Source organism: Ruminococcus sp. BSD2780120874_150323_B10, from assembly GCF_015553695.1.
Classification (GTDB): Bacteria; Bacillota; Clostridia; order Oscillospirales; family Acutalibacteraceae; genus Ruminococcoides; species Ruminococcoides intestinale_A.
Genome location: NZ_JADNHD010000005.1, coordinates 1 through 24,613, shown reverse-complemented (window position 1 = coordinate 24,613; position 24,613 = coordinate 1). Strand labels below are relative to the sequence as shown.

Sequence of the window (24,613 nt, the reverse complement as noted above, 5' to 3'; positions counted from 1 at the left end):
ATCACCCTGTAAAATAATACCATATTTCCCGTTAATTGTCTATTTAGCAGTCGACCGCAATATAATCGTTAAGGTGAATTGAATAAATTATACATTCTTTTACCTTATAGTCTGTAAACTCCTCTACCGCAAGTTTGTAAAGATTTAACTGCTTAGCATAAAGCTCTTTCAATCTGCTTATATCACGAACACGGTCAGTTTTATAATCAACCACAACAAGTTCGTTATCCTCTTTAAAAATAAGGTCAACAGCACCCTGCATTACCACTCTTGTGTCGGCAGAATCGCCCTCAAGCGTGCTGTCGAGCATACCTGCTTTGATATTTACGGTAAAGCGTTCTTCTCGCATAATTAACGGCGAAGCTGTAATTCGCTTTGCAAGACTGCCGTCAAGGAATTTTTGAACTTCCTCTTTATTAATGGCGTCAAACTGCTCTTGCGTCAAAATATTTTCTGATAAAAGTCGGTCAAGTTCTGCCTGCAAATTATTTTTAGCATCTTTAAAATTGCAAAACTGCAAAAATTTATGATGAGCCGTACCTTTTTCAACAGCCGATGTATTCCCCTTAGACATAAATGCAGGTTTAAGGAAAATTTTATCAAAGCTGTCGCCCTCATTATGGGCAAGTTCAGAGGCACTGACTTTTTGAGGAATTTTTAGAACAGCTTGATTTCTGTATACAAAACCTGTTCTCTCTTTTAATAAATCTATTACGGAATTATCGTATATTTCGTTATCGGAATTATTTTTTACATCATTACTTCGTTCATCTGTTTCACTTACAAAATCAGACGGACTTATAAAATTAATCTGCCACGGCAATTCTTCCGATGCCGTGCCCATTAAATCCGATTCACCTATTTGCAATTTCATTCTCAATTCGTTATGCAACGGATGAACAAGCGCACACATACTCACCCAGTCGCTTATTGACCTTGCTTTCATAACCGCATACGGGTCAATTACACCGCCTGCAAGTTTTGAATTTAATTTTACAAGATAATCTTTCGGGTCTTTTTGCGATGATATTACAATCAGCTTTTCTTTTGCACGGGTTAGAGCAACATAAAGAACACGCATCTCCTCAGCAATTTCGTTTTCCGATATTTCCACTCCCACCGCCATTCTCGGCAATGTATTGTATCTGCAAAATCCGTCAACTCTCCTTATGCCAAGACCTGCCTTACTGTCAATAAGCACATCTGCGCTCAAATCGGTTTTATTAAACTTTTTTGATGAACATGCAATAAAGCAGACAGGATACTCAAGACCTTTGGATTTATGAATACTGATTACTTTTACTGTGTTTTCGGTTTCACCGTTTGCACCCGATGACGATTCAAGGTCGGCACCGTTTTCAATCAGCTTATCCATATATGTTATAAATGCCGACAATCCCCTGTAACCGCCCGACTCAAAGCCACGGGCATATTCCCTTAAAAGATTAAGATTTTTTATGCCTTTTGAACCGTCAATTGCGGAAATGACTGCAGAAAAAGAAGTAAGCTCATAAATTCTGCCCAACAGTTCATCAACGGAACAGGTGCAGGAATATGTTTTGAGCAAATTAAGTTCTTTTAAAAATTCGGCTGTGCGACCGTCATTTTTAGCGTAAGCGGCAACTGCCGAATACAAATTAGTATGCCTGTTGTTGCCTTTGATTTTTGCGAGTTCGTCAACGGTAAAGCTGTAAACAGGACTGCACATTACAGAAAGCAAAGGAATATCAAGCGACGGATTGTCTATGCAGCGCAAAAAGTTAAGCATAACCTTTATTTCGTTCGCATCAAAAAAGCTCTCTTTTATCTCTGAACTTGCAGGCACACCAAGGCTGTTTAAAATATTTACAAAGGCAGTCGCCGTATTCTTTGTACTTCTCAAAAGAATTGCACAATCACCGTATTCAAGAGGCTTTTTATCTTTGCCTACGGTAAATCCCTCTGCCCTCATTTTAAGAATTTTGTTTGCTATAAATACAGCCTCATTCTCTACGCTTTCGTCCGAACTTTCATACTGAATATAGTCAACTTCAAAATTACGGCCATCACTCGGCGGATATACCGCACCGACATTCAGATATTCGTCAGTACCGTAATCCATTTTTGCCGAAGTTTTCGTCATAAGATTTTTAAAGATAAAATTGACTGCCGAACAAACCTCTTTGCGGCTTCTGAAATTCATATCAAGAATTATAGCCGCAGGGAAAATCTCGTTTTCTCGGTCATATTTATTGTATTTATCCTTGCGGTCAATAAAAATTTCGGGCTTTGCCTGTCTGAATCCGTAAATGCTCTGTTTTACATCGCCGACAACAAACATATTGTTTTCGTCCGTACTTACGCATTTAAAGATAAGGTCCTGAACATCGTTTACATCCTGAAATTCATCGACCATAATCTGGTCAAAACGCTTTGAAATTTCCTTTGCCTGCTCGGTTTTTGTATATCCGTCACCGCAAGGCTCGGCAAGTAATTTTACGGTCAAAAGCTCTACATCCGAAAAGGAAAGAATATTCTTTGCATACTTCATTTCAGAAAATTTGTTTAAATACGCTTTCACTACCTCAAAAAGCTCGGCAACTGTTTTGCTTAAATAACCAATCTCGGTTTTTATTTCTTCACTGCTCCACATAAAGATATTGCAAATACTTTCAACCGATTTCTTGACATCATCACGGGAATTTGCTATCGAAATTTTTATCGGGTCATCCTTATATCCTTTAGGAGTTTTAAGTCTGCCTTTCACAAAAGTTTCGGCAAATCTTTTTATTTCATCCCACGAACCGTCCTCAAAACGCTCCGACAATTTTTCAAAATATGCTTTATCGTCAAGCAGCAGCGGCAAATTTGCATCTCGGAGTTTTTCGTCCCCATCAAGCAATTTAATTGAATTAATCGTAATCAAAAGCGAGTGGTCAACCATAGACCTTGCATATTTAATTAATATTTTGCCAAAAAGCGATTGTTCAACGGGAATTTCGGGACTGTACTTTAACAACATATCGTCAAGCCACTTTTCGCCGAACGGTTGGGTTGCAAGAAAATCCGAAATTTTCAGCACCGCCGCCCTTAAATTATCGTCACCGTTTTTATTTGCAAAAGCGTCAACAAGCGCCGTAAAATCGGGGGTATTTTCTCTGTAAAAATCTTCGAGTACGCTTTCAAGCGCCTCACTGCCGATTACTTTTATTTCATTTTCATCGGCAAGGCGAAAATCCTTTTGCACGCCGAGAATATGAAAATACTCTCTTACCACAGAACCGCAAAAGCTGTCTATTGTACATATGCTTGTATTGTACATAAGCTGTCGCTGGCGCAAAAGCAGAGAATTGTACGGGTCATTTTCAAGGAGCGAATTAATGGCTTTGGCAAGTCTTTCTTTCATCTCGCTTGCCGCTGCTCTCGTAAAAGTTACAATAAGCAATCGGTCAACATCTATGGGATTTTCTCTGCGTGTTATCATTCTTATAATTCTTTCGATAAGTACGGTAGTTTTGCCCGAACCCGCAGCCGCAGATACAAGCACACTACCGCCTTGAGCATTTATCGCATCGGTCTGCGCATCAGTAAAAGTAGCCATTACTCCTCACCCCCGTTTTCCTGTTCTTCTTCAAGTATTCTGCATACCTCGTCGTTTTTAAGTGAAAAACTGTTTCTGCAGTCACTCATATGATATGCACAAATACTGTCATACGGACAATATTCGCAGGAATCTTTACCGCCTTTAAGCGGAGAAGCCTCTACATTGCCCGAATAAAGCGTTGTACCCATTTTTGCAACCGTCATATCAAGTTTTTTGAAAATCATACCCAATTCTTCAAGGCTCGCAAGACTTCCACCCGCCGTAAGCGTTCCATTTTTGGTATTGAATGAAATATAAGCGGCATCCGAATTATCAATAACATCAAGAGAATTTAACAGCATACCGTTCATTTTAAGTCCCTTGGAAACCTGCTCGTTTATCTGCTCGTCACTTATGGTATTATCGGCAGAAATCGGCTTTACGGTGGCAGGCATATAGAGTATTCCTGCAGGAGTAACCTTACCGTAACGCTCTTCACCGCCAAGCGTAATGGCGTAAAGATAGATAAGCATTTGCAAATTAAGTCCGTACAAAATATCAGACAGTTTAAATTCCTTTGAACCTGTTTTATAGTCAATAATTCTGATATAATTTTCCTCGCCTTTTTTCAGAATATCTACCCTGTCAACACTGCCTCTTAACAATATTTTCTGTCCCGTAGGCAAAACGACTTCGTACCCCGGAATATCTCCGTCTATTTTAAGTTCACAATCCACGGGTTCAAACCCGCTGTTCTTGAGTTCTTCTATGATATGCAAAACAAGAAAATGTACATTTTCTCTTATCTTATTGAACCTGTACATAAAGCGGGGAGTATTTTTTTGTGAACCGCCGAAATGTTTATTGACATAATCATCAAGAATACTGTCACATTCCTTGTTTATATCATCTTCACTCATATTTGAGAATTCATTTTTAGAGTATTTGCTGAAAAATACTTCCATAATATAATGAATAAAAGTACCGTATTCAAGGGGATTTATCTCCGCTTTTCTGCGTTCACGAACATTCAGACCGTAATTGCAAAAATATGAAAATCTGCATAAACTGAATTTTTCAACCTGCGAGGCGGATATGTTTAAATCATTGCCAAACAAAAGACCTACATTGCTTTTATCGTCAAACACAAAAGGCTTTGCTTTGCTTGCGTTTGCAACGGCACTGTACTTATCTTTAAATATTTTGTTTTCGGAAAAATATTTTTTTAACGCTCTTTCTTCATTGCTTTCACTGTTAAAATTTCTTGCACACTCCTCAAACGCAGGCAATATAGCCCATGTGCTGTCCGCAACCGAGCAATACTCTTCTTCTCTGTGCAATAAAATATTCGGAAAAACAGCGATTATTTCATTTATAATTGAAGATTGCATATAAGTGCCGCCCGTAAGGTCGGTTTTATAGAATGAAACAAAAAGTTTTTGCGACGGCGCTGTTGCGGATTTGTAAGCCATATAATTTTCAAAATCCGCAAGTTCGGCAGGTTCATCTCCGAAAGGAAGATTATTGGCAATAAGCGTTTTTAATTCGTATGCAGAAAAAAGTCCCGATGCGGAAGGTACTGCCGGAAATACTCCGTCAATACAACCTATAAGGAAAACGGCTTTTTCATTATTAAGTCTTACACGGGTTGCCGTACCCACCGATACACTGTCAACCGTACGGGGAATATCTGCGATTTTCAGTGCCGACAATCTTAGCGACAACAACTCAAAATACCTTTTCAAAGATATTTTTAAATCGCCTGCAACCGCAACGGTTTGGTCAAGAGTGCCCATAAGCAAATTCCACAGTCTGATTTGCTCTTTTGCCTGTGCAATTTCACCGTTTGCCTTAAGTTTGTCATACATATTAGAAATAGCATCTGTAACTTTTAATTCGCATAAAAGGTTATAGAGTAATTCCGTTATTTCTTTTCCTGTCTTGTCCTTAATATTTTCTTTAAAATCCTGCAAAGGATGTGCAATACTTTTTCTGACTTTTTCAGCCATTCCCAGTTGTTCAAAATCTGACTGTGTAAATTTGTCTGAATAACCGTTAGGATTGTTCTCAAATGGTCTTAAGAAGGCAGAACCGTTAATATTCCACACATAAACATAGTTTTCAAAGGCTGATATTTCTTCATCGGAATTATTGCTGAGTCCTGTTTTTAAAATTGCAAGTAAATCATCTTTTTGCCAACCGTTCAAAACAGCATTGAAAATCGAGCATACATATCGAATAACGGGCTTAATATAAATATCATAGCTCATATCCATAAAATACGGAATTTCGTATTTGTCAAACACAGTATTCAAAACACCCGCATACGGTGCAATATCTCTGCAAATCACGGCAATGTCGGAATACAAATACCCTTGCTCGATAATGAGTTTTTTAATCTGTTTTGCAACAAACTCACATTCTCCGTACACGGTATCGGCAGAAAAAGCAGTTATTGCATTTGTTTTTAACTCATATTTATTATTTTTGTTTTGATAAAAATTCTTTTCAAGAATTTTTAGTTCTTCACTCTCATTTCTGAAATTTTCTTCAAGTTTTATCGGCGATTTTATATCAATATTTTCTGCCTTTGCAATAGCTTTCAGACTTTTATATGTATCATTTGTGGTGCTGAAAAGGCTTTGTTGTTCATCTTCAAAAGGATTTAATGTAAGTGCGACAAAAACGCTTTCACACTGCATAAATAACAGTCTTAACACCTCAAGCTGTTGTTTTGAAAATCCGCTGAAAGAATCTACAGCAAGTGTAAAACCGTCAAAAATATTTTTCTCTTTTAAAATTTCCGCTGCTCTTGTAAGATTATCAAGTGGGTCTATATAACTTTGTTCAACAATAGCGTCAAAAGTGTCTATTATTAACGCAGTTTCCCTTAGTTTGGTTTTCAGTGTTTTATCATCAACCAAAGCCGATACATTTCTTAACATCTCGGTAGAAATCTTCGCCTTTTTACATTCCTTAAGTGCAGAAAGCATTGCCTCAATCACACTCTTTTTACCGCTGCTGTTTGCAAACATTTCAAGGCTTGTGTCAAGCTGTTCGAGTGCAAGGCTCATAATTACCGCTCTTGTGCTGTCATCTATAACATTTTTCTGTTCAAAATTAATCGTATCAAAAACATATCTGCAAAAGCGTGAAAAACCGAATACTTTTACATTCTGGCACTTTTTTGCGCCGAGCCTGTCGAGAAACACTTTTTCTGTTTCAAAAGAACTCTGATCGGGAATAAGCATAATTATGCGATTTTCTCCCGATTCCGCAAGTTTTGTAAGCGTATTATACAGGTATTCCGTTTTGCCTGTACCGCTTTTTCCGAGTACAAATCTAAGCAAATCTATCCCCCGTTTCAAGTGTAGTAAATAAATTATACTACTATGATACCATAACAGGTGTGTCATTTAAAGAACATTACTCAAAAAAAGAAACTATTTTTTCAAATATCTCCACAACCTTAAACTTATATTGATAATCATTTCCTTTAACGATTTCCTGCTGATTTTCCGAAAAAGTTTTTTCCACCTTTTCATCCGTATCGACCGCAGATGATATACAAATTGACGGATACATTACACACCACCAATTATGCCCTTTACCGTCACCCACAGTAATTCTCAATGCATCATATATACCCGCAGGCATTGTATAATTATCATAATATCTTGTATTAAAATACATTTTTACAACTTGAGCGTTTACCTTATAATCATATCCGTTTTCATAAACAACATTTTGTGCAACGGTTTGCAAAGTTTTTAAATTTTCCCTTGCAATGTTCTCTGCCTCATCACTGTCTGCGGCTTTATCAAAAAGCATATCGGTATATTCAAGCAAAGCGTCACGCACTTTCAGCTTTAATGCCTGATCCTCCGCACTGTCGGAATTTGCAAGAATATGCAGTCTGAACACTTCTTCGGAAATCTGTTCGCACTCTGCCTGAAACGGTATTACAGAGTAAATGACGGTAAGTACAAATGCAATACAAAATGATTTTATAAGTAATTTCATAAAAATAACCTGCCCTCTCTTTTTAAGGAGTATGGACAGGTTACTTTTAAAATATTCATCTGAATTATAAATTATTTTCTTCTCTGATTTCTTTTGTTGCTTTTACAAGATTTTTCAGACTTTGTACAGTTTCTTCATTACCTCTTGTTTTTAAACCGCAATCGGGGTTAATCCACAATTTATTATAAGATACCTTGGAAAGCATTTTATTTATCACCGATTTAATCTCCTCAACTGTAGGGATTCTCGGCGAATGTATGTCATATACACCCGGGCCAACCTCTGTACGGAATTTCTTTGCTTTGAGTACATCAAGAAGTGTAAGGTCAGAACGGCTTGCCTCGAAAGTAATAACATCGGCATCCATATTGTCAATATCCTCAATAATATCGGCAAATTCGCTGTAACACATATGAGTATGAATTTGAGTTTCAGATTTTACGCCGCTGTGTACAAGACGGAATGCTTTTATAGCCCAGTCAAGATATTCCTTGTTCCAATCGCATTTACGCAACGGTAATTTTTCTCTTAAAGCAGCTTCGTCAATCTGAATAATCTTAATTCCGCTTGCCTCAAGATCCAAAACTTCCTCACGAATTGCAAGAGCTATCTGGTATGCACTTTCTTTTAAAGAAATATCCTCTCTCGGGAAAGACCAGTTTAATATTGTAACAGGGCCTGTAAGCATACCCTTAACAGGCTTTTCTGTAAGACTTTGAGCATAAGTTGACCATTTAACAGTCATTGGTTTTGCTCTTGAAATATCACCCCATACAACAGGAGGTTTAACACATCTTGTACCGTATGACTGTACCCAGGCTTTCTCGGTAAAGATATATCCGTCAAGGCATTCACCGAAATACTCTACCATATCATTTCTTTCAAATTCACCGTGAACAAGTACATCAAGACCAATGTTTTCCTGAAACTCAATACACTCCGCAATTTTTGACTTCATAAACTTTTCATAATCGGTTTCGGAAATATTTGCTTTTTTGTATGACGCTCTTGTCTGACGAACATCGGAAGTCTGTGGGAAAGAACCTATGGTTGTTGTAGGTAAAAGCGGTAATTTAAACTCTTCTTTCTGTATTTTTTCACGCTCCGAAAATACAGGCAATCTTGTAAAATCTTTTTCAGATAAAGCGTTTACCTTTTCTTTTACATTTGTATTGCAGCCGCTTCTTTCTTTGGAAAACAATTTGATGTTTGCTGTATATTCAGGTAAATTGCAATAATCCTCGGTTTCGATAATTTTTTTGATTTCATTTAATTCAACCAGCTTTTCGCTTGCATATGAAAAATGGTTTTTATATGTATCCGAAAGCTTAACTTCATTTTTAAGGGTATACGGAATATGAAGTAACGAACACGAAGTACTGATTACAGTATTAATTGATTTATTCTGTAAATTCTTTAATAACTCCACTGTCTTTTCATAGTTATTTCTCCAAATGTTTTTACCGTTTACCACACCTGCAAAAAGCACTTTGTCACACGGAAAACCGTTTTTCTCAATAAGTTCAAGTGTTTTTTTACCCTCAATAAAATCAAGACCTATTCCGTCAAAATCAAGAGCGCATATTTCTTTGTAGCAATCTCTTACATCGCCAAAATAAGTTTGCAAGCGGATTTTAAGACCGTTTTTATTCTCAAGAATCTTGGTGTACAATGAATTAAAGAACTCTATGTCCTCTCTGCTCATATCTTTTACAAGACAAGGTTCGTCAAGCTGCAACCATTCTGCGCCGAGAGTTACAAACTTACCGATAATCTGAATGTATGCATCTGTAATGTTGCCGAAAAAGTTTTCTTTGGTCTTTGTGCCGATATATCTTGCAAGCTCAAGGAAAGTATACGGACCGATTATTACAGGAGTAGTTTTTACTCCGTTATCCAATGCCTCGGTAAAAAGTTCAAAAGGTTTGTTATCGGATAATTTCAAAACCGTATTATCGTCAATTTCAGGTACCATATAATGATAGTTTGTATTAAACCATTTCTTCATTGCAAGAGCTTTAACATCTCCCTTTTCTCCCTGATAACCTCTTGCAGCCGCAAAATATTCGTCAAGCGGAGATAAACCGAGGTTTTTGTATCTGTCGGGAACAACATTCAAAAGAAAAGCCGTGTCGAGCATTCCGTCATAAAAAGAAAAATCGTTTGAGGGAATAAAATCAAGCCCGCTGTTCTTTTGTTCTGTAAGGTTTTCTGTTCTTAACTTTTTTGCTGTATCGAAAAGCTCTGACTGTGCAATTTCATTTCTAAAATATTTTTCACTCGCAAATTTAAGTTCACGAAGTTTACCTATTCTCGGATAACCGATTATCGAAGTTTTCATATTTATTTACAAATCCTTTCAAAGAAGTCTGTAAATATTATACAGCTAAAGTAAAAAAAGTGTTAATACTAAAAAAATAGCGTTAGATATAGTTTTAAACTATATCTAACGCTGCTTTTATAAATTATACGATTAACTTAATTTTCTGTTTTATAATCCATATACTTGCATTTTTAACAAAAAAGACTATAATACATATTGGAAAAATTTTTAGGAGAAATAGATTATGAAAAAGTTAAGAGGACAGATTTCGGAATCACGCCGACTTGCAATATTGCTTGCGGTATCAGGCGGATTTATGGACGCCTATACTTACACTTTTCGCGGTGAAGTATTTGCAAATGCACAGACGGGCAACATAATTTTGCTTGCAATCAATTTATCGGAAGGAAATTTTGAGAAAATGTTGCAGTACCTTTTTCCGGTAATTGCCTTTGCGTTCGGAATAATTATTGCGGAGGTAGTGCACCGCTTTTGCACGATTGACAATATCCTGCATTGGCGACAATACACCGTCTTGCTTGAATGTATTATTTTATTCTCTGTAGGATTTATATCCCAAGAATACAATATGATTGCGAACTCGCTTGTTTCGTTCGCCTGCGGTATACAGGTTGAAAGTTTCAGAAAAGTAAAGGGCAATGCTTCGGCAACCACAATGTGCATCGGCAACCTGCGTTCAGGTACACAAAATTTATTTAATTTTATTTTTAATAAAGATAAAGAATGTCTTAGAAAATCGCTTATATACTACGGAGTTATATTCTTCTTTGCTTTCGGAGCGGTTATTGAAAATGTTATAATCGGATTTTGGAAACAATATACAATCTGGTGCAGCTGCATATTGCTTTTTGTAGGTTTTCTTCTTATGTTTTTGCAAGCCGAAGAAGAGGATAAACAGACTTATAAGTTAAAATAGATTTTTGGGTTGTATTTTAAATGTTGGAATAACATTAATAAATTATGGTTTTGCTGATTGCTTTATCAAGCAATTATAAAAGTTTGGTCAACCTTTTTAAAGGTTGTGGGTGTGGGCAAAGCCCACAAATACTTTCCGCTTACGCAATCTAACAATAGCCAAACAGCTTGCTGTTTGGCGGCTTGAACACAACGGCGTTAGCCTTTAAATGTGAAAGCAAAAAGAAAAGACATTCACTATATAATGAAAAAAGTTAATGATTTCTTTTCTAAAAGGCTGTCGCCTGTTTTTTCAAACTCGGTGCAAGCACGCAAACAGCGTGGCTGTTTGCGCCTGATAAATTGTTATATCGGAAGATTTTTATGGGCGCTGCCCAAACCCGCAATTTTTGAAAAAATTGAGTAAACTTTTTTGTTTTTGGGAGGATAATTTAGCGTTAGCTAAATTTCAATCCCCCGACCGACACTCCGCTAAACCATAATTTACCCCGACTTTTGATAAAAAACAACAAAAATTAAGACAAAATAAAATAGCCTGATAATAATCAGACTATTTTGCAGCCTTCCTTTGTCGGATGGCAAAGGAAAACTTTATCATATTTTTCTTTTAATGCGTCAACGCACTTTTTAGCCTTGCGTTCGGAATTATAGACTGCAAAAACAGCCGAACCCGAACCCGACATACTTGCTCCAAGTGCTTTGCGCTTGTACATAATTCTTTTAATATCGTTCACTTCTTCAAGCTTTAATGCAAGCTCAAAATCATTGAATAAAGTAGATGTAATTCTGAACATATCACGGCTGAAAAGTGACTTTATCATTTCATCTGTATAAGGTGGGTGCGGATTTAACGCATCCACTTTTTTATATGCCTCGGCCGTGGAAACACTTACATTATCAGGTTTGCAGATAACAATATGCGATGCCAAAAAATTAGGCATTTTTTGAAGTTTTGTACCGATTCCCGTAGCATACTTTGTGCCGCCCACAAGGCAGAACGGAACATCCGCTCCTATTTTTTCAGCAATTTCATGCAATTCATCGGGCTTTAAAAATGCGTCAAACATCTTATTAAGTCCCATAAGAACAGCCGCACCGTCTGTACTTCCACCTGCAAGTCCCGCTTGAGTAGGAATAACTTTATCAATATCTATATGTACGCCCTGTCCTTCGTTACGGGTAGCAATAAAAAATCTTTCCGCCGCTTTGTAACAAATATTTTTTTCATCACAAGGGACGCCCTCATAATTACATGAAACGGTAATCTGACCGCTGTCATTATCGGTAACGGTAATTGTGTCATATAAATCAACACTTTGCATTATCGACAAAATATTGTGATAGCCGTCAGGTCGTTTGCCAGTGACATCAAGCGTAAGATTGATTTTTGCAGGTGCAAGAACCTTAATTTCCATTTTTCTGCTCCTCTATAAAGTCCCTGATACGCTGTAAAGCGGTTTTAAGATGGTTTAATGAATAAGAATAAGAAACTCTTACAAAACCCTCGCCGCATTCTCCAAAGGCTGTTCCCGGAACCACTGCGACATGCTTGTCCATAATAAGCTTTGTACAGAAGTCCTCTGAAGTCATACCTGTGCTCTTAATACAAGGAAATACATAAAATGCACCGTAAGGCTCAAAACAAGTAAGTCCCATTGCGTTGAATGAATCAACAACAAGGCGGCGGCGCATATCATATTCATTGCGCATATTTACAACATCAGGATCTCCGTTGCGTAAAGCCTCAATAGCCGCATACTGTGCGGTTGTAGGCGCTGACATAATGCCATACTGATGCAGTTTTGTCATTTGTGCAATAATCGGAACAGGACCTAAAGCGTAACCAAGTCGCCAGCCTGTCATTGCATAAGACTTTGAAAAGCCGTTAATAACAACAGTACGCTCATACATACCGTCAACGGAAGCAATGGAAATATGATTCTTTCCGCCGTATGTAAGCTCACTGTAAATTTCGTCCGAAAGCACAAATAAATTATGTTTCTTAATAACCTCGGCTACAGCCTCAAGGTCTTCTTTTTCCATAATAGCGCCTGTTGGGTTATTAGGAAACGGCAAAACAACGAGCTTAGTTTTATCGGTAATTGCCTTTTCGAGGTCATCAGCTTTAAGTCTGAACTGATCCTCTGCCTTTGTATTAATTATAACTGCCTTACCGCCTGCCATATGAGTAAGCGGTTCGTAACAAACAAAAGACGGCTCGGGAATAATTACCTCGTCACCCTCTGAAACAAGACATCTGAAAGCAAGGTCAATAGCCTCACTGCCGCCAACGGTAACAAGCACCTGAGTTTTGCCCTCATATGATATATTAAAGCGTCTTGCATAATAATTGGCAATTTCTTCTCTAAGCTGTGCGAAACCACGGTTCGGTGAATACCAAGTCTTGCCGTTTTTAAGAGAATTTATACCCTCTTCACGGATATGCCACGGTGTCTGAAAATCAGGTTCACCGATACTCAAAGAGATAACATCGTCCATTTCGCTTGCAATATCAAAAAATTTACGAATACCCGACGGTTTTATTTCTTGAATAGAATTATTTAAAAATTTTGAATAGTCAATCACAGAATTAAACTCCTCTCATCCGACCCTTCAAAATCGATGAGATTCATTCCGCTGTCTTTGTAGCGACGCATAATGAAATGTGTGCCTGTTGAAAGCACTCCGTCGATTGTGGAGAGTTTTTTAGATACAAACATTGCGATATCCTGCATAGATTCACCCTTAACTATCAGCGCAAAATCATATGTACCCGCCATAAGATACACAGAATCCACCTCGTCAAATGCCATACACATTTTCGCCATTTCGTCAAAGCCTGCATCTTTTTTAGGAGTAACCTTAAGCTCAATAAGTGCCTCAACATAGTTTTCCTTGGTATTCTCCCAGTTTACAACTGCCTGGTAGCCTTTGATAATGCCCTGAGTTTCGTATTCCTTTATCTGAGCCTTGATGTAATCTTCCGGCTCACCGAGCATTGTCGCTATCTCGGCTGTGGTAAAGCCTGAGTTTGTACTTAAAAGCTGTAGTAATCTATCCATAATAAATCCTCCCCTGTGAATTTATACTTTCCCCGACAAAAATCGGGTACTTAATAATTATACCGCCTGTCTGACGGGATTGTCAACTGTATTGAGCATATTTATACAAACCGCAACAGATATTGATAACAGTTCATTTGACGGCGAATACACATCGAGTTCATAACTTTCCGTGCTCGAAAATACTCTCTTTTGCACTGCAATAACCGTATTGTCAACATCCTGTACGGAAAAACTTTTTTGCGCTATATTTCCGCAAATTTTCCAATTTACACCGGAGCAAATACAAACAAGTTCATTGCGGTTTACGCCCATTAAAATGCGCATTTTTTTACCGCCTGCGTTTATATTGCAGGCAATAATGTTTGACACCGACAAGCATCTTATCTTAACAAAAATTTCGTCAGCACTGTGAATAATAATTTTTCGGCTTCGTTTGCTTTTTGAAAATTCCGCAAGATATTTTTCTATGCCCGTTTCGTCATAAATTTCAAAAGCGCCAAAATCCGCACAAACATCTCTTTTAATAAAATATTTCACAAAAAGCCCCCTTGAATTTCAGATTTACTGATTTTCAAGCTCATCAAGCCAAATTCTTACGCTTGCGTCACTTGGCATTCTCCAGTCCGAACGAGGAGAAAGCGTTACCGAGCCTACCTTTGGGCCGTCAGGCAAACAACTGCGCTTAAACTGTTGAGAGAAAAATCTCTTTAAAAATGTAACAAGCCATTTTTTGATTGTATCGTTATTGTACTTTCCCGCAAAGGAATGCTTTGCAAGATAATATATTTTTGACGGAGTAAATCCAAAACGCACAAAGTAATAAAGGAAAAAGTCGTGCAATTCATAAGGACCGACCACATCTTCGGTTTTCTGTGCGATTTCTCCGTTTTTATCAGGCGGCAAAAGCTCCGGACTTACAGGTGTATCAAGCACATCAAGCAAAACCGTTTTCAATTCTCCTTCACTGATTTCAGCCTCGTACGCTGTAAGGTAACGGACGAGTGTTTTAGGAATAGAAACATTCACCGCATACATACTCATATGGTCGCCGTTGTAGGTTGCCCAACCAAGCGCAAGTTCCGACAAATCGCCCGTACCGATTACAAGACCGCCGTACTTATTTGAAAGGTTCATCAGAATTTTAGTACGCTCTCTCGCCTGCGAATTTTCATAGGTAATGTCTGTTACACTTTCATCGTGCTTAATATCTATAAAATGCTGTCTTACCGCTGCGGTAATATTAATTTCTTCAAAAGAAACATTATAAGCCTCTGCAAGTTTTTCGGCATTTGATTTGGTACGCTTTGTTGTACCGAAACAAGGCATTGTTACAGTGTGAATATTTTTTCTGTCAATACCGAGCATATCAAAAGCGTGAACGCAAACAATAAGCGCAAGTGTACTGTCAAGACCGCCCGAAAGTCCGAGCACAACATTCTTAATTCCTGTATGAGCAAGTCTGGTTGCAAGTCCTGTTGCCTGCATTGTTATAATTTCCTTGCATCTTCTGCTAAGGTCATCTTTTGCCGACGGTACAAACGGAGTCTGCTCAAATTTTCTTGAGAGCTTTGTATCGGTAAGCGGCATATCAAAATAAATTCTTCTGACATTTTCATTGTCGGAGCAGAATGTACTCATTCTTCTGCGCTCGCCCATAAGTTTTTGAACATCAATATCCGCATAAGTAATGCCTGTCGTAAAGCGCTCGCTTTCGCTCAACAAAGATGCGTTCTCACATATTATATTCTGTGCAGAATAAACTGTGTCTGTTGTGCTTTCTCCAAATCCTGAATCGGTATAAATGTATGCACAGCAAAGTTTGCCGCTCTGCATTCTCACAAGCGAGCGTCTGTATTCTGCTTTGCCGATGGTATCATCGGAGGTTGACGGATTGCAAATAACCGTTGCTCCCGATTTTGCAAGAGCTATTGACGGAGATTCCGCTACCCATAAATCTTCGCAAACCTCCACACCAATGGTAAAATCGGGCATATTTTTATTTTGGAACAAAACTTTATCGGTCAAAACAGTTTTCCGGCCTGCATACTCAATTTCAAAATCCGTATTTTTTCCGCTTGTATAATGTCTTGCCTCGTAAAATTCTGAATAATTCGGAATATTTACCTTTGGCACAAGAGCGAGTAATTTGCCCTTAAAAATAACTGCCGCACAGTTGTAAAGAGCCTCCCTGAAAGCAACCGGAACGCCCACAACGGATATAATATCAAGATTTTTGGTTTCTTCAATTATTCTGTAAACCGAGCTTTCTGCTGTTTTAAGAAGAGTTTGCTGTAAAAACAAATCGCTGCAAGTATAGCCGGTTATGCATAATTCGGGAAAATTCACAAGTGCGGCACCCTCAATATTTGCCTCTTTTATTTGCGCAATTATTGCGTCGGTATTCTTTTTACAATCAGATACTCTGATAATAGGTGTAGCCGCCGCAACCTTTACAAATCCGTATTTCATTTATATCAATTCCTTTTCAGAAAAATAAAAACCGCAGGTAAACATACCTACGGTTATTATAGCCTAAAAATTGTAATTATACAAGTATCAAAGCAGACTTCTGTGGAGTCTTTTTTGATGAAAAAGATAGCGTGTTTCAAGCATCGGTTCAAACTTAGCTATGTAACAGCTTGTGTAACCCATTATCAGCCAGAACCACATTACCATAAACGATATATCGTAAAGCAGTGCCTTTTCAAATAACGCATAGAAAAGATATGCGCTTAAAAATGCGAACATACAAGGATAAGCGTCATTTTTAAAGGTCTTTTTTTGCAGGAATAAATGTTGTGCGGCGTGTTTTGCAAAGCGGAAACCGAATATACCGAAAATAACAAATCCGAGCACACCTGTAGATACAAGTATAGTTAAAAATCCGTTGTGCAAATCATTGTTATGGTAAGTATATTTTAAAGTACCGTTTGCATATTCCTGACTGTAGAACACGATGTTTCCGTTACTTATTCCAAAGACAGGCGATATTTTGAACAAATCTAAAGATTCTCTATACAGCTTAAAACGACCGCTGTCAATATTGGAATTTTCGTGTTCAAATGTTATCGGCCCTTTGTCGGACGGCGTAGCGGTTTTATTATTGTCGGAATCATTTTGCTTTGGCTGTTTATCGGTATCCGACTGCTCTTTTTCTGTAATTTCATCAAGTAAAGAATAAGTCTTTGCCGTAACAACAGCAAACCCCTGCTGACAGATTTCCCTGAACATAAGTGAAGAACCCACAAGAAAAGTTCCTACAAGTACAAGCGCCACTATTCTCATCGTGACTTTTGCGGGAGAAAGTCCGTCTTTTGCAGCAAAAAACTGATATACAATATAAACTATCATATATGCAAGAATAAGTACCATAGACGCATTTGAATCGCAAAGCAAAAGCGAAAACAAGCTTGTACACATACAGGCAACTATCCATATCTTGCTGACTTTCCTTTGATTAACCGCATTTTGAAAATCAGGTTTACACAGAATATGACAGCAAAAAATTGCTACACAGGAAACAAAACCAAGCAAATTAGGATTTATGTAAATACCCGTAAATCTGTTTTCGTATATTGTAAACTTAATCCAGTACCATTCAAACCTTATATTAAACATAAGGCAGAAAATACCGATGAAATTTGCAATTGTAGTAATATACACAATACCTCTTGCCACGGTATAAAGCTCGTTTTTGAAATCAAAATCAGGTTCTGTGTGCATACCGTAAAATATAAAAAAGCATATCAGTATATGTAAAAACATTAACGCACTGTAAAAAATAGTATAAGTAAAGTTTAACAGCATGGTTAAAAGAGAAACCGCAAGGAATCCCCACACCCACAAGCCAAAGCGCAGTTTAAAAAATGTATTGTTTGTTTTTTGCTTATAATAGGTAAGCCATATGCCCCAGCAAAACAAAAATGCTACAAGAATATACGCAGGAATTTGTAAAAATGATACATTACAAAAAAACAGAGTAAAAATATAAACCTTTCTGTAACAAGAAAAGCTCTTTATTTTTTTCTTTAGCTCTTTCATTATACACCCCCTGTTACCTAAGTACCTCTTTAACTGTTTTAAACATAAGTTTTATGTCGGACAAAAAGCCGAAATTTTCAAGATACATAAGATTATACTTCATTTTTTCGGGTAAAATAGTTTCAACATAAACCTTATCCGCATCTTCGACATTTTGTAAAAGTTTTTCCTCGTCTTTATACATAATAGAAGCAAGCGAGGTTATTCCCGCAGGCATAAGCAAGGTTGCATTGTATTCGTCTTTGTACATATCCACATACTTCTGTACTTCCGGACGAGTACCGACAAAGGTCATTGAGCCTGCAAGTACATTAAAAATCTGCGGGAGTTCGTCAAGACGATATTTTCTTAAGATTCTGCCCACCTTAGTTACTCTGGCATCTCCGCTTGTTGTTACAAGTGTGCCGATACGGTCGGCATTTTGCACCATAGTACGAAATTTAAAAATCTTAAATACCCTGCCATAAGAAGTAACTCTCTCCTGCCTGTAAAAAACGGGGCCTTTCGAGGTTGCTTTAACTATTACGGCAATAACCGCAATCGGTATTATAAGAATAACCAGAATAATAAGGGAGAATATAATATCCGTAATCCTTTTTAATACAAGAGAAAAAGACTTTTTGGCAATAATATCGTAATAATGCTTTACCTCATCATTTTGAAACTTAGGAGGTAATTTTTCAAAAGCTCTCATAGTTCCACCCTTCATTAGAGTAATTTTGCCGTAAAATTAAAATATCGCTTATATAAACACAATAATCTGTTTAAAGACAGCATTATTTAGCATTATATATCTTTTGAAAAGTTTTTTCAAGCGTAATTATAGCTATGATAATACAAATAAGTTTGATTTTAACTGAACACTTTTTACATACAGTAAAAATCGGCGACTGAGAAGTCGCCGGTTTTTAGGTAATTTTATGGAGTACTCAAGCACATGGAAAGGAAGTTATTGTATAATATATCTATAATATATCATACTAATTGTAATTTATCAATACTTTTATCAATATTTATGCAAAAAAAATATATATTTTAATTAAATACGAATAATGCTTGACTAATCGCTTAAAAAATTGTAAAATAATCTTGAACAATTAAAACAGCAATGGGTAATTATTTTTATAATTCTTTTTAATTTGGTTTTATAATATAAATGCTGTTTTTATTTGCTAAGTGCAAACGAAAGGATATATTTTTATGGATAACGAATTTAATGTAGATCTTATTACTTTAATCAGTGATGAGGGCGAAGAAATAGAATTTGAAATTCTTGATATTATTGAAAATGAAGAAGGTAAGTTCTATGTACTCTTCCCTTACTATGAGAACCCGGCAGACGCTGTAAACGATCCCGGCGAATACTATATTATGGAAGTATTTGAAAAAGACGGTGAAGAAGAGCTTGCCGAAATCGAAGACGATGAAAAGCTCGACAGAATCGCTGCTATTTTTGAAGAAAACTATTACAATGATGACGAGGAAGACGAAGAAGAGTAATTTTTCTCTTTCTGTCATATAATATCAGTAATGGCAATTTGACAAATTCCCTGCCTGATGCGTGAATGATTTTAAAATAACCCTACAACTCTTAAATCGGGAGCCCGGCTCTTTAATCGGTGTGCAGACCTCCCGCTTTGGCGGAAGAAGGAAGCCTAATGTTTAAAGGAGAGCACCCACCTGCTTTCTCGTAGGCAGGTTATTATAAAAATCATACGGTCAGGCGGGGTTATTTTGTTTTTTTATTTAATATTATTACATATTAAAAGCAGACTTTGCCTGCATTTGTGCCGATAAGGCCTTTTGCGGGCTGCGTTTATATTATTAAAAAATAAATTTCAGGTGATTATAAATGAATATTTCTGTTTTGGGTTGCGGTCGCTGGGGCAGCTGCATTGCCTGGTATCTTGATAAGATAGGCAACAATGTAATTTCCTGCGGACTTGCCGACGCTCCCGAATTTATACAGTTAAGCACAACACATAAAAACGACTACCTTACTTTTCCCGAATCAATAGAGGTTACTTCTGACCTTGCAAAGGCGGTCAATCACGCAGAAGTAATTGTTATTTCTATTTCATCTCAACATTTGCGTTCATATATGCAGAGCATCGCTCAAAACAATCTTGACGGCAAAACCATTGTGCTTTGTATGAAAGGTGTTGAGGCAGCAACGGGTCAAAGACTCAGCCAAGTTGTCGGCGACTTTGTTGACGAAGAAAAAACACCTATTGCCGTATGGGTAGGCCCGGGACATCCGCAGGATTATGTAAAGGGTATTCCAAACTGTATGGTAATCGACAGCAAAAATCACGAAATAAAAGAAAAGCTTGTAAACAGTTTTTCAAGCTCACTCATAAGATTTTATGTCGGCACAGACCTTATCGGAAGCGAAATCGGTGCGGCCGCTAAAAATGTTATCGGCATTGCCGCAGGTATGCTTGACGGCTTTGGCTATGCGTCATTAAAAGGTGCGCTTATGGCAAGAGGCACACGAGAGATTGCAAGACTTATAAAAGCTCTCGGCGGCAATGAAATGAGCGCCTACGGACTTTGTCATCTCGGCGACTATGAGGCAACTTTATTCTCAAAATGGAGTCATAACCGCAGTTACGGTGAAAATTATGTAAAGGGCATTAAATTTGAAAAACTTGCCGAGGGTGTTATGACATCAAAAGCATTGTGCAAACTCGGCAAAGAAAATAATGTTGAGCTTCCGATTGTCGAAAGCGTTTACAGCGTTTTGTTTGACAATGTAGACCCTAAAGACGCACTCGGAAAGCTCTTTATGCGCTCTGTAAAAAAAGAATTTTAACAGGAAGGTGCAAAAATGAGCAATAACCCAACTAATCAAGAAAAAAACAAAGAGCCTAAGCAAAAGGCTCAAACCACGGTTAAAACTGCTGTTGCAAAGCATTGCCTTACCGAAAGCATAGCGGTGAATATAATATGCGGACTGCTGTTTTTAGTTTTTGGCTACATTGCAATAATGAGTATATTTCAGACCTGCGTTATTGACCCTGCAAACTACAGCTCCGAAGTTATTTTGTTTCAAGACGATTTATTTGTAATAAATATATTCTGCCTTGTGATATTTACAGCTTTGCTTTTTAAGATTAATAAGCATACCGCATTTTTCGCCAAAGTAAATATGAAATTTATGGAGGCAGGCTTGTTTGCTTTTTCTGCAATCATCGGACTTGTATGGATATTCTCTGTACAATCAATTCCTGCGGCAGACAGTTACAATATTTACGAAACCGCCTCTCAAACGGCACAAGGCAATTATGCATTTTTACATAACGGTTCCGATTTTTATAACAAGGATTTCTACGGCGGATTTTCATACTACAATTGTTATCCGTTCCAACTCGGCTTTGTGCTTATAAGCGAAATCGTTTACAGAATTTTCGGTACAGACAGCACAATGCCTATACAAGTTATAAATGTACTTTGCGTTGCGGCGGCATATCTTGGCATTGCAAAAATCACAAAGCAGATTTTCGGCAGAAACAAAATTGAATTTATAGTAATTCTTGCACTTGCCGGCTGTATTCAGCCTGTACTTTTCTGCACATTCGTATACGGCAACATAATCGGTATGTGCTGTGCAATATGGGCGTCACACTTCCTAATCAAATATTTCCAAACCGATAAATATCTTGTGCTTATCCCTTGCGGAGTTCTGCTCGTTGTATCGGCACTTGCAAAGTACAACAACTTAATTTACCTTGTTGCCTTTGTAATTATGCTTATCATTCACACCGTAAAGGCTAAAAAATGGCAGAGTATCGCATTTGCACTTGCTCTCTGTATTGCCGTTGTCGGTACAAGTAATCTTGTAATCAAAAGCTACGCATCAAGAGCAAACACCGAACTTAAGGGCGGTGTTTCACAGGTACTTTATCTTGATATGGGACTTAACGAATCCTATATGGCTCCCGGTTGGTACAACAATATCGCACTAAGTCTTTATACAAGCAACAATTGTGATATTGATGCCGCAGAATCGCAAGCATGGTCAGATATTAACAGCCGTCTTAATAAAATGAAAAACGATTCCGAATATGCAATTAATTTCTTTGGCAACAAAATTTTAAGTCAGTGGAATGAACCGTCATACGAAAGCATTTGGGTAAGCAAGGTTAAAGGACACGATGTTGATGTACAGGAGGGTCTTGGCAAGGCTGTTTATGACGGCAGTACAGGACAGTTCCTTGAATTGTACTTTAACTTCTATATGATGGCAGTGTTTATACTCTTTACACTCGGCATTTACTTTATGTTCCTGTATAAAAAGACAAACATTTCTACGGTATTGTTGCCGCTTGTATTGCTCGGAGGATTCGGCTATCACTTGCTTTTCGAAGGAAAATCGCAGTATATACTGACATACATTGTTCTTCTCCTCCCCTATGCCTCATATGCGCTCTGCACAATTCTTGAAAGCGAATATACAGGCATAAAGAAAGTAATAAACAGCTTAAAAGAAATCCCCGACAAACAACCGAAAGGCTTTAAAGATACCAAACTTTACGGCAAAATCTTCAAAAGAAAATCTAAATAATACGAAAAAAATGCAGTCGGTTTTGACTGCATTTTTTGTTATACAAAAAGCCTGCGAAAATCGCAGGCTTTCAATGTTATATAAATATTCTGTTACCAAATTATAATTACATAAGACTCTTATAAAGTTCGGCAATTTCTTCTACGCTGGTATCTCTTGGGTTGCCGGGACGGCAAGCGTCATCATATGCCGACTGAGCAAGGAAAGGTACATCTTCAGGTTTGACAATTTCTTTTAAATCCGCAGGAATACCTACATCTTGAGAAAGTTTTTTAACTGCGTCAACTGCTGCCTTGCGGTATTCGTCAACAGTCATATTCTCTGTACCATCTACACCCATTGCGGCGGCAATGTATTTGTACTTATCACCTGTAGCAGGAGCGTTATACTCCATAACTGTCGGAAGAATAATGGCATTTGCAACACCGTGCGGTGTGTCGTACAAAGCGCCAAGCGGATGAGCCATTGAGTGAACTATACCAAGTCCGACATTTGAGAATCCCATACCTGCAACATATTGACCGAGAGCCATTCCCTCTCTGCCCTCCGGTGTGTTATCCACTGCGCCACGCAAAGACTTTGAAATAATTTCAATTGCCTTTAAATGGAACATATCGGAAAGTGCCCATGCACCCTTTGTTATGTAGCCCTCAATTGCGTGCGTAAGTGCGTCCATACCTGTTGCGGCGGTAAGACCTTTTGGCATAGTTGACATCATATCAGGGTCAACTACTGCAACTACAGGAATATCGTGAACATCTACGCATACCATTTTTCTGTTCTTTTCAACATCTGTAATTACATAGTTAATTGTAACTTCAGCGGCTGTACCTGCCGTTGTCGGAACTGCGATAATCGGCACTGCTTTGTTCTTTGTGGGTGCAACACCCTCAAGCGAGCGAACATCCGCAAATTCGGGATTATTGATAATTATGCCGACTGCCTTTGCCGTATCCATTGAAGAACCGCCGCCGATTGCAACAATACAATCTGCTCCGCTCTCTTTAAATACTTCAACACCGTGCTGAACATTCTGTATGGTAGGATTAGGTTTGATGTCTGAATATAAAGTATATTCAATGCCCGCATTTTCAAGCACATCCGTAACTTTTTTTGTAACTCCGAATTTTACAAGGTCGGGGTCAGACGCTACAAGCACCTTCTTAAAACCTCTTCCCCTAATTTCTTCGGGTATAGAATTGATTGCACCTGCACCGTGATAAGAAGTTTCGTTTAATACAAATCTATTCATATATTTTTCATCCTTTGCTAAAAAATTTTTGTAGCTTTATTATATAACATATTTACTAAAAAATCAAGATTGTTATATAAATTCTATTATTTTTATCTTAAAAAGCTAATAGACTTGTACTTTATAAAAATAATGCTATAATAAGTATAGATGATAATTTAGGAGTTGATATATATGTCAGTTGATATTTATTCTCAAGCAAAACAGGCTTGCGAAGAGCTTTGTAATGTTGCCAAACTTAAGGAAGGCAGTATAGTTGTAGTCGGCTGTTCTTCAAGTGAAGTTGCCGGAGGAACTATCGGCAAAAACTCTAATCTTGAGGTTGCCGAGCAGGTTTTCAAGGGTATTTATGAAGTGCTTAGCGAAAAGAAAATCTATCTTGCCGCTCAATGCTGCGAACATCTGAACCGTGCAGTCATTGTAGAGCGTGATGCCGTTCCGTATGCGGAAATTGTAAATGTTGTTCCGCAACCAAAGGCAGGCGGTTCTTTTGCCACAACAGCATATAAAACATTTAAAAATCCTGTTGCTCTTGAAGAAATCAAGGCTGACGCAGGACTTGACATTGGCGGTACATTAATAGGTATGCACCTTAAAAAAGTAGCTGTTCCCGTAAGACTGAGCCTTGACCATATCGGCAACGCTATTTTACTTGCCGCAAGAACCAGACCGAAATTTATCGGCGGCTGCAGAGCGGTTTATGATGAAAATATGTAAATAATAACAAACAAAAAAAGCTTAATAATAAATGTTGGGGTAACAATAATAAATTATAGTTTAGCTGATTGCTTTATCAAGCAATTATAAAAGTTTGGTCGACCTTTTCAAAGGTCGTGGGTGTGGG

General features: G+C 37.7%; 17 protein-coding genes and 1 other RNA gene. 6 read left to right on the top strand and 12 right to left on the bottom strand.

What is annotated here, in order from left to right:
* Nucleotides 1–43: 43 nt before the first annotated feature.
* The 4 genes from addA to metE form a co-directional block, all read right to left on the bottom strand.
* The gene (gene addA / locus I2E21_RS04545; RefSeq protein ID WP_195410563.1) at nucleotides 44–3,580 is read right to left on the bottom strand and encodes a helicase-exonuclease AddAB subunit AddA; all 3,537 of its coding nucleotides are present in this window, start codon (nucleotides 3,578–3,580) and stop codon (nucleotides 44–46) included.
* Nucleotides 3,580–6,912 carry a PD-(D/E)XK nuclease family protein gene (locus I2E21_RS04540; protein ID WP_195410562.1) on the bottom strand — a complete coding sequence of 1,111 codons (3,333 nt, stop codon included), beginning with the start codon at nucleotides 6,910–6,912 and terminating at the stop codon, nucleotides 3,580–3,582. The genes addA and I2E21_RS04540 overlap by 1 nt, the downstream gene beginning before the upstream one ends.
* Before the next feature lie 76 nt (nucleotides 6,913–6,988).
* Nucleotides 6,989–7,585 (bottom strand): stage II sporulation protein R, encoded by a 597-nt coding sequence (gene spoIIR, locus I2E21_RS04535; RefSeq protein WP_195410561.1) that lies wholly within the window; start codon nucleotides 7,583–7,585, stop codon nucleotides 6,989–6,991.
* A gap of 64 nt (nucleotides 7,586–7,649) precedes the next feature.
* Entirely contained in the window at nucleotides 7,650–9,926 is a 2,277-nt protein-coding gene (metE, locus tag I2E21_RS04530; RefSeq protein ID WP_195410560.1) for a 5-methyltetrahydropteroyltriglutamate--homocysteine S-methyltransferase, read from the bottom strand.
* A gap of 226 nt (nucleotides 9,927–10,152) precedes the next feature.
* Between metE and I2E21_RS04525 the strand changes: the two genes are divergently transcribed.
* A complete protein-coding gene (locus tag I2E21_RS04525) occupies nucleotides 10,153–10,845 on the top strand; it encodes a YoaK family protein (RefSeq protein ID WP_195410559.1) in 693 nt (230 codons plus the stop codon).
* A 544-nt stretch (nucleotides 10,846–11,389) separates the two neighbouring features.
* Here the strand turns inward: I2E21_RS04525 and ispE are convergent.
* The 7 genes from ispE to I2E21_RS04490 all read right to left on the bottom strand — a co-directional run bounded on the left by ispE (nucleotide 11,390) and on the right by I2E21_RS04490 (nucleotide 18,644).
* Entirely contained in the window at nucleotides 11,390–12,259 is an 870-nt protein-coding gene (ispE, locus tag I2E21_RS04520) for a 4-(cytidine 5'-diphospho)-2-C-methyl-D-erythritol kinase (protein ID WP_195410558.1), read from the bottom strand.
* The gene (locus I2E21_RS04515; protein WP_337401682.1) at nucleotides 12,249–13,430 is read right to left on the bottom strand and encodes an aminotransferase class I/II-fold pyridoxal phosphate-dependent enzyme; all 1,182 of its coding nucleotides are present in this window, start codon (nucleotides 13,428–13,430) and stop codon (nucleotides 12,249–12,251) included. Before I2E21_RS04515 ends, ispE begins: the two co-directional genes overlap by 11 nt.
* Nucleotides 13,427–13,906: an Lrp/AsnC family transcriptional regulator gene (locus I2E21_RS04510; RefSeq protein WP_022235051.1), complete on the bottom strand. Its 480-nt coding sequence runs from the start codon at nucleotides 13,904–13,906 to the stop codon at nucleotides 13,427–13,429. The genes I2E21_RS04515 and I2E21_RS04510 overlap by 4 nt, the downstream gene beginning before the upstream one ends.
* 57 nt (nucleotides 13,907–13,963) lie before the next feature.
* Complete coding sequence (locus I2E21_RS04505) at nucleotides 13,964–14,446, bottom strand: hypothetical protein (protein WP_195410557.1); 483 nt, start codon at nucleotides 14,444–14,446, stop codon at nucleotides 13,964–13,966.
* Between the two features lie 24 nt (nucleotides 14,447–14,470).
* A complete protein-coding gene (locus I2E21_RS04500) occupies nucleotides 14,471–16,378 on the bottom strand; it encodes an NAD(+) synthase (protein ID WP_195410556.1) in 1,908 nt (635 codons plus the stop codon).
* A gap of 87 nt (nucleotides 16,379–16,465) precedes the next feature.
* Nucleotides 16,466–17,950: an O-antigen ligase family protein gene (locus tag I2E21_RS04495; RefSeq protein ID WP_195410555.1), complete on the bottom strand. Its 1,485-nt coding sequence runs from the start codon at nucleotides 17,948–17,950 to the stop codon at nucleotides 16,466–16,468.
* 13 nt (nucleotides 17,951–17,963) lie between these two features.
* Nucleotides 17,964–18,644, bottom strand: a complete 681-nt coding sequence (locus I2E21_RS04490) for a sugar transferase (RefSeq protein ID WP_022235047.1) — start codon at nucleotides 18,642–18,644, stop codon at nucleotides 17,964–17,966.
* Nucleotides 18,645–19,150: 506 nt separating this feature from the next.
* Here I2E21_RS04490 and I2E21_RS04485 point away from each other — a divergent pair.
* The 4 genes from I2E21_RS04485 (at nucleotide 19,151) to I2E21_RS04470 (ending at nucleotide 22,517) form a co-directional block, all read left to right on the top strand.
* A complete protein-coding gene (locus I2E21_RS04485) occupies nucleotides 19,151–19,450 on the top strand; it encodes a DUF1292 domain-containing protein (protein ID WP_022235046.1) in 300 nt (99 codons plus the stop codon).
* Nucleotides 19,451–19,494: 44 nt separating this feature from the next.
* Nucleotides 19,495–19,684: non-coding RNA, 6S RNA (gene ssrS, locus I2E21_RS04480), on the top strand.
* Nucleotides 19,685–19,802: 118 nt separating this feature from the next.
* Nucleotides 19,803–20,765, top strand: coding sequence for an NAD(P)H-dependent glycerol-3-phosphate dehydrogenase (locus tag I2E21_RS04475; protein WP_022235045.1), 963 nt, complete (start codon nucleotides 19,803–19,805; stop codon nucleotides 20,763–20,765).
* 15 nt (nucleotides 20,766–20,780) lie between these two features.
* Entirely contained in the window at nucleotides 20,781–22,517 is a 1,737-nt protein-coding gene (locus tag I2E21_RS04470) for a glycosyltransferase family 39 protein (protein ID WP_195410554.1), read from the top strand.
* 106 nt (nucleotides 22,518–22,623) lie between these two features.
* Here the strand turns inward: I2E21_RS04470 and fucO are convergent, their stop codons facing one another.
* Nucleotides 22,624–23,769 carry a lactaldehyde reductase gene (fucO, locus tag I2E21_RS04465; protein WP_195410553.1) on the bottom strand — a complete coding sequence of 382 codons (1,146 nt, stop codon included), beginning with the start codon at nucleotides 23,767–23,769 and terminating at the stop codon, nucleotides 22,624–22,626.
* 174 nt (nucleotides 23,770–23,943) lie between these two features.
* On the opposite strand from fucO, the gene I2E21_RS04460 reads away from it, so the two are divergent.
* Nucleotides 23,944–24,486: a TIGR01440 family protein gene (locus I2E21_RS04460; RefSeq protein WP_022235042.1), complete on the top strand. Its 543-nt coding sequence runs from the start codon at nucleotides 23,944–23,946 to the stop codon at nucleotides 24,484–24,486.
* Nucleotides 24,487–24,613: the final 127 nt, after the last annotated feature.

Bases quoted from the DNA above. Each gene is read 5' to 3' on its own strand.
- addA (WP_195410563.1), bottom strand. From the start codon at position 3,580: ATGGCTACTTTTACTGATGCGCAGACCGATGCGATAAATGCTCAAGGC.
- spoIIR (WP_195410561.1), bottom strand. From the start codon at position 7,585: ATGAAATTACTTATAAAATCATTTTGTATTGCATTTGTACTTACCGTC.
- metE (WP_195410560.1), bottom strand. From the start codon at position 9,926: ATGAAAACTTCGATAATCGGTTATCCGAGAATAGGTAAACTTCGTGAA.
- I2E21_RS04525 (WP_195410559.1), top strand. From the start codon at position 10,153: ATGAAAAAGTTAAGAGGACAGATTTCGGAATCACGCCGACTTGCAATA.
- ispE (WP_195410558.1), bottom strand. From the start codon at position 12,259: ATGGAAATTAAGGTTCTTGCACCTGCAAAAATCAATCTTACGCTTGAT.
- I2E21_RS04510 (WP_022235051.1), bottom strand. From the start codon at position 13,906: ATGGATAGATTACTACAGCTTTTAAGTACAAACTCAGGCTTTACCACA.
- I2E21_RS04500 (WP_195410556.1), bottom strand. From the start codon at position 16,378: ATGAAATACGGATTTGTAAAGGTTGCGGCGGCTACACCTATTATCAGA.
- I2E21_RS04495 (WP_195410555.1), bottom strand. From the start codon at position 17,950: ATGAAAGAGCTAAAGAAAAAAATAAAGAGCTTTTCTTGTTACAGAAAG.
- I2E21_RS04490 (WP_022235047.1), bottom strand. From the start codon at position 18,644: ATGAGAGCTTTTGAAAAATTACCTCCTAAGTTTCAAAATGATGAGGTA.
- I2E21_RS04485 (WP_022235046.1), top strand. From the start codon at position 19,151: ATGGATAACGAATTTAATGTAGATCTTATTACTTTAATCAGTGATGAG.
- I2E21_RS04475 (WP_022235045.1), top strand. From the start codon at position 19,803: ATGAATATTTCTGTTTTGGGTTGCGGTCGCTGGGGCAGCTGCATTGCC.
- I2E21_RS04470 (WP_195410554.1), top strand. From the start codon at position 20,781: ATGAGCAATAACCCAACTAATCAAGAAAAAAACAAAGAGCCTAAGCAA.
- fucO (WP_195410553.1), bottom strand. From the start codon at position 23,769: ATGAATAGATTTGTATTAAACGAAACTTCTTATCACGGTGCAGGTGCA.
- I2E21_RS04460 (WP_022235042.1), top strand. From the start codon at position 23,944: ATGTCAGTTGATATTTATTCTCAAGCAAAACAGGCTTGCGAAGAGCTT.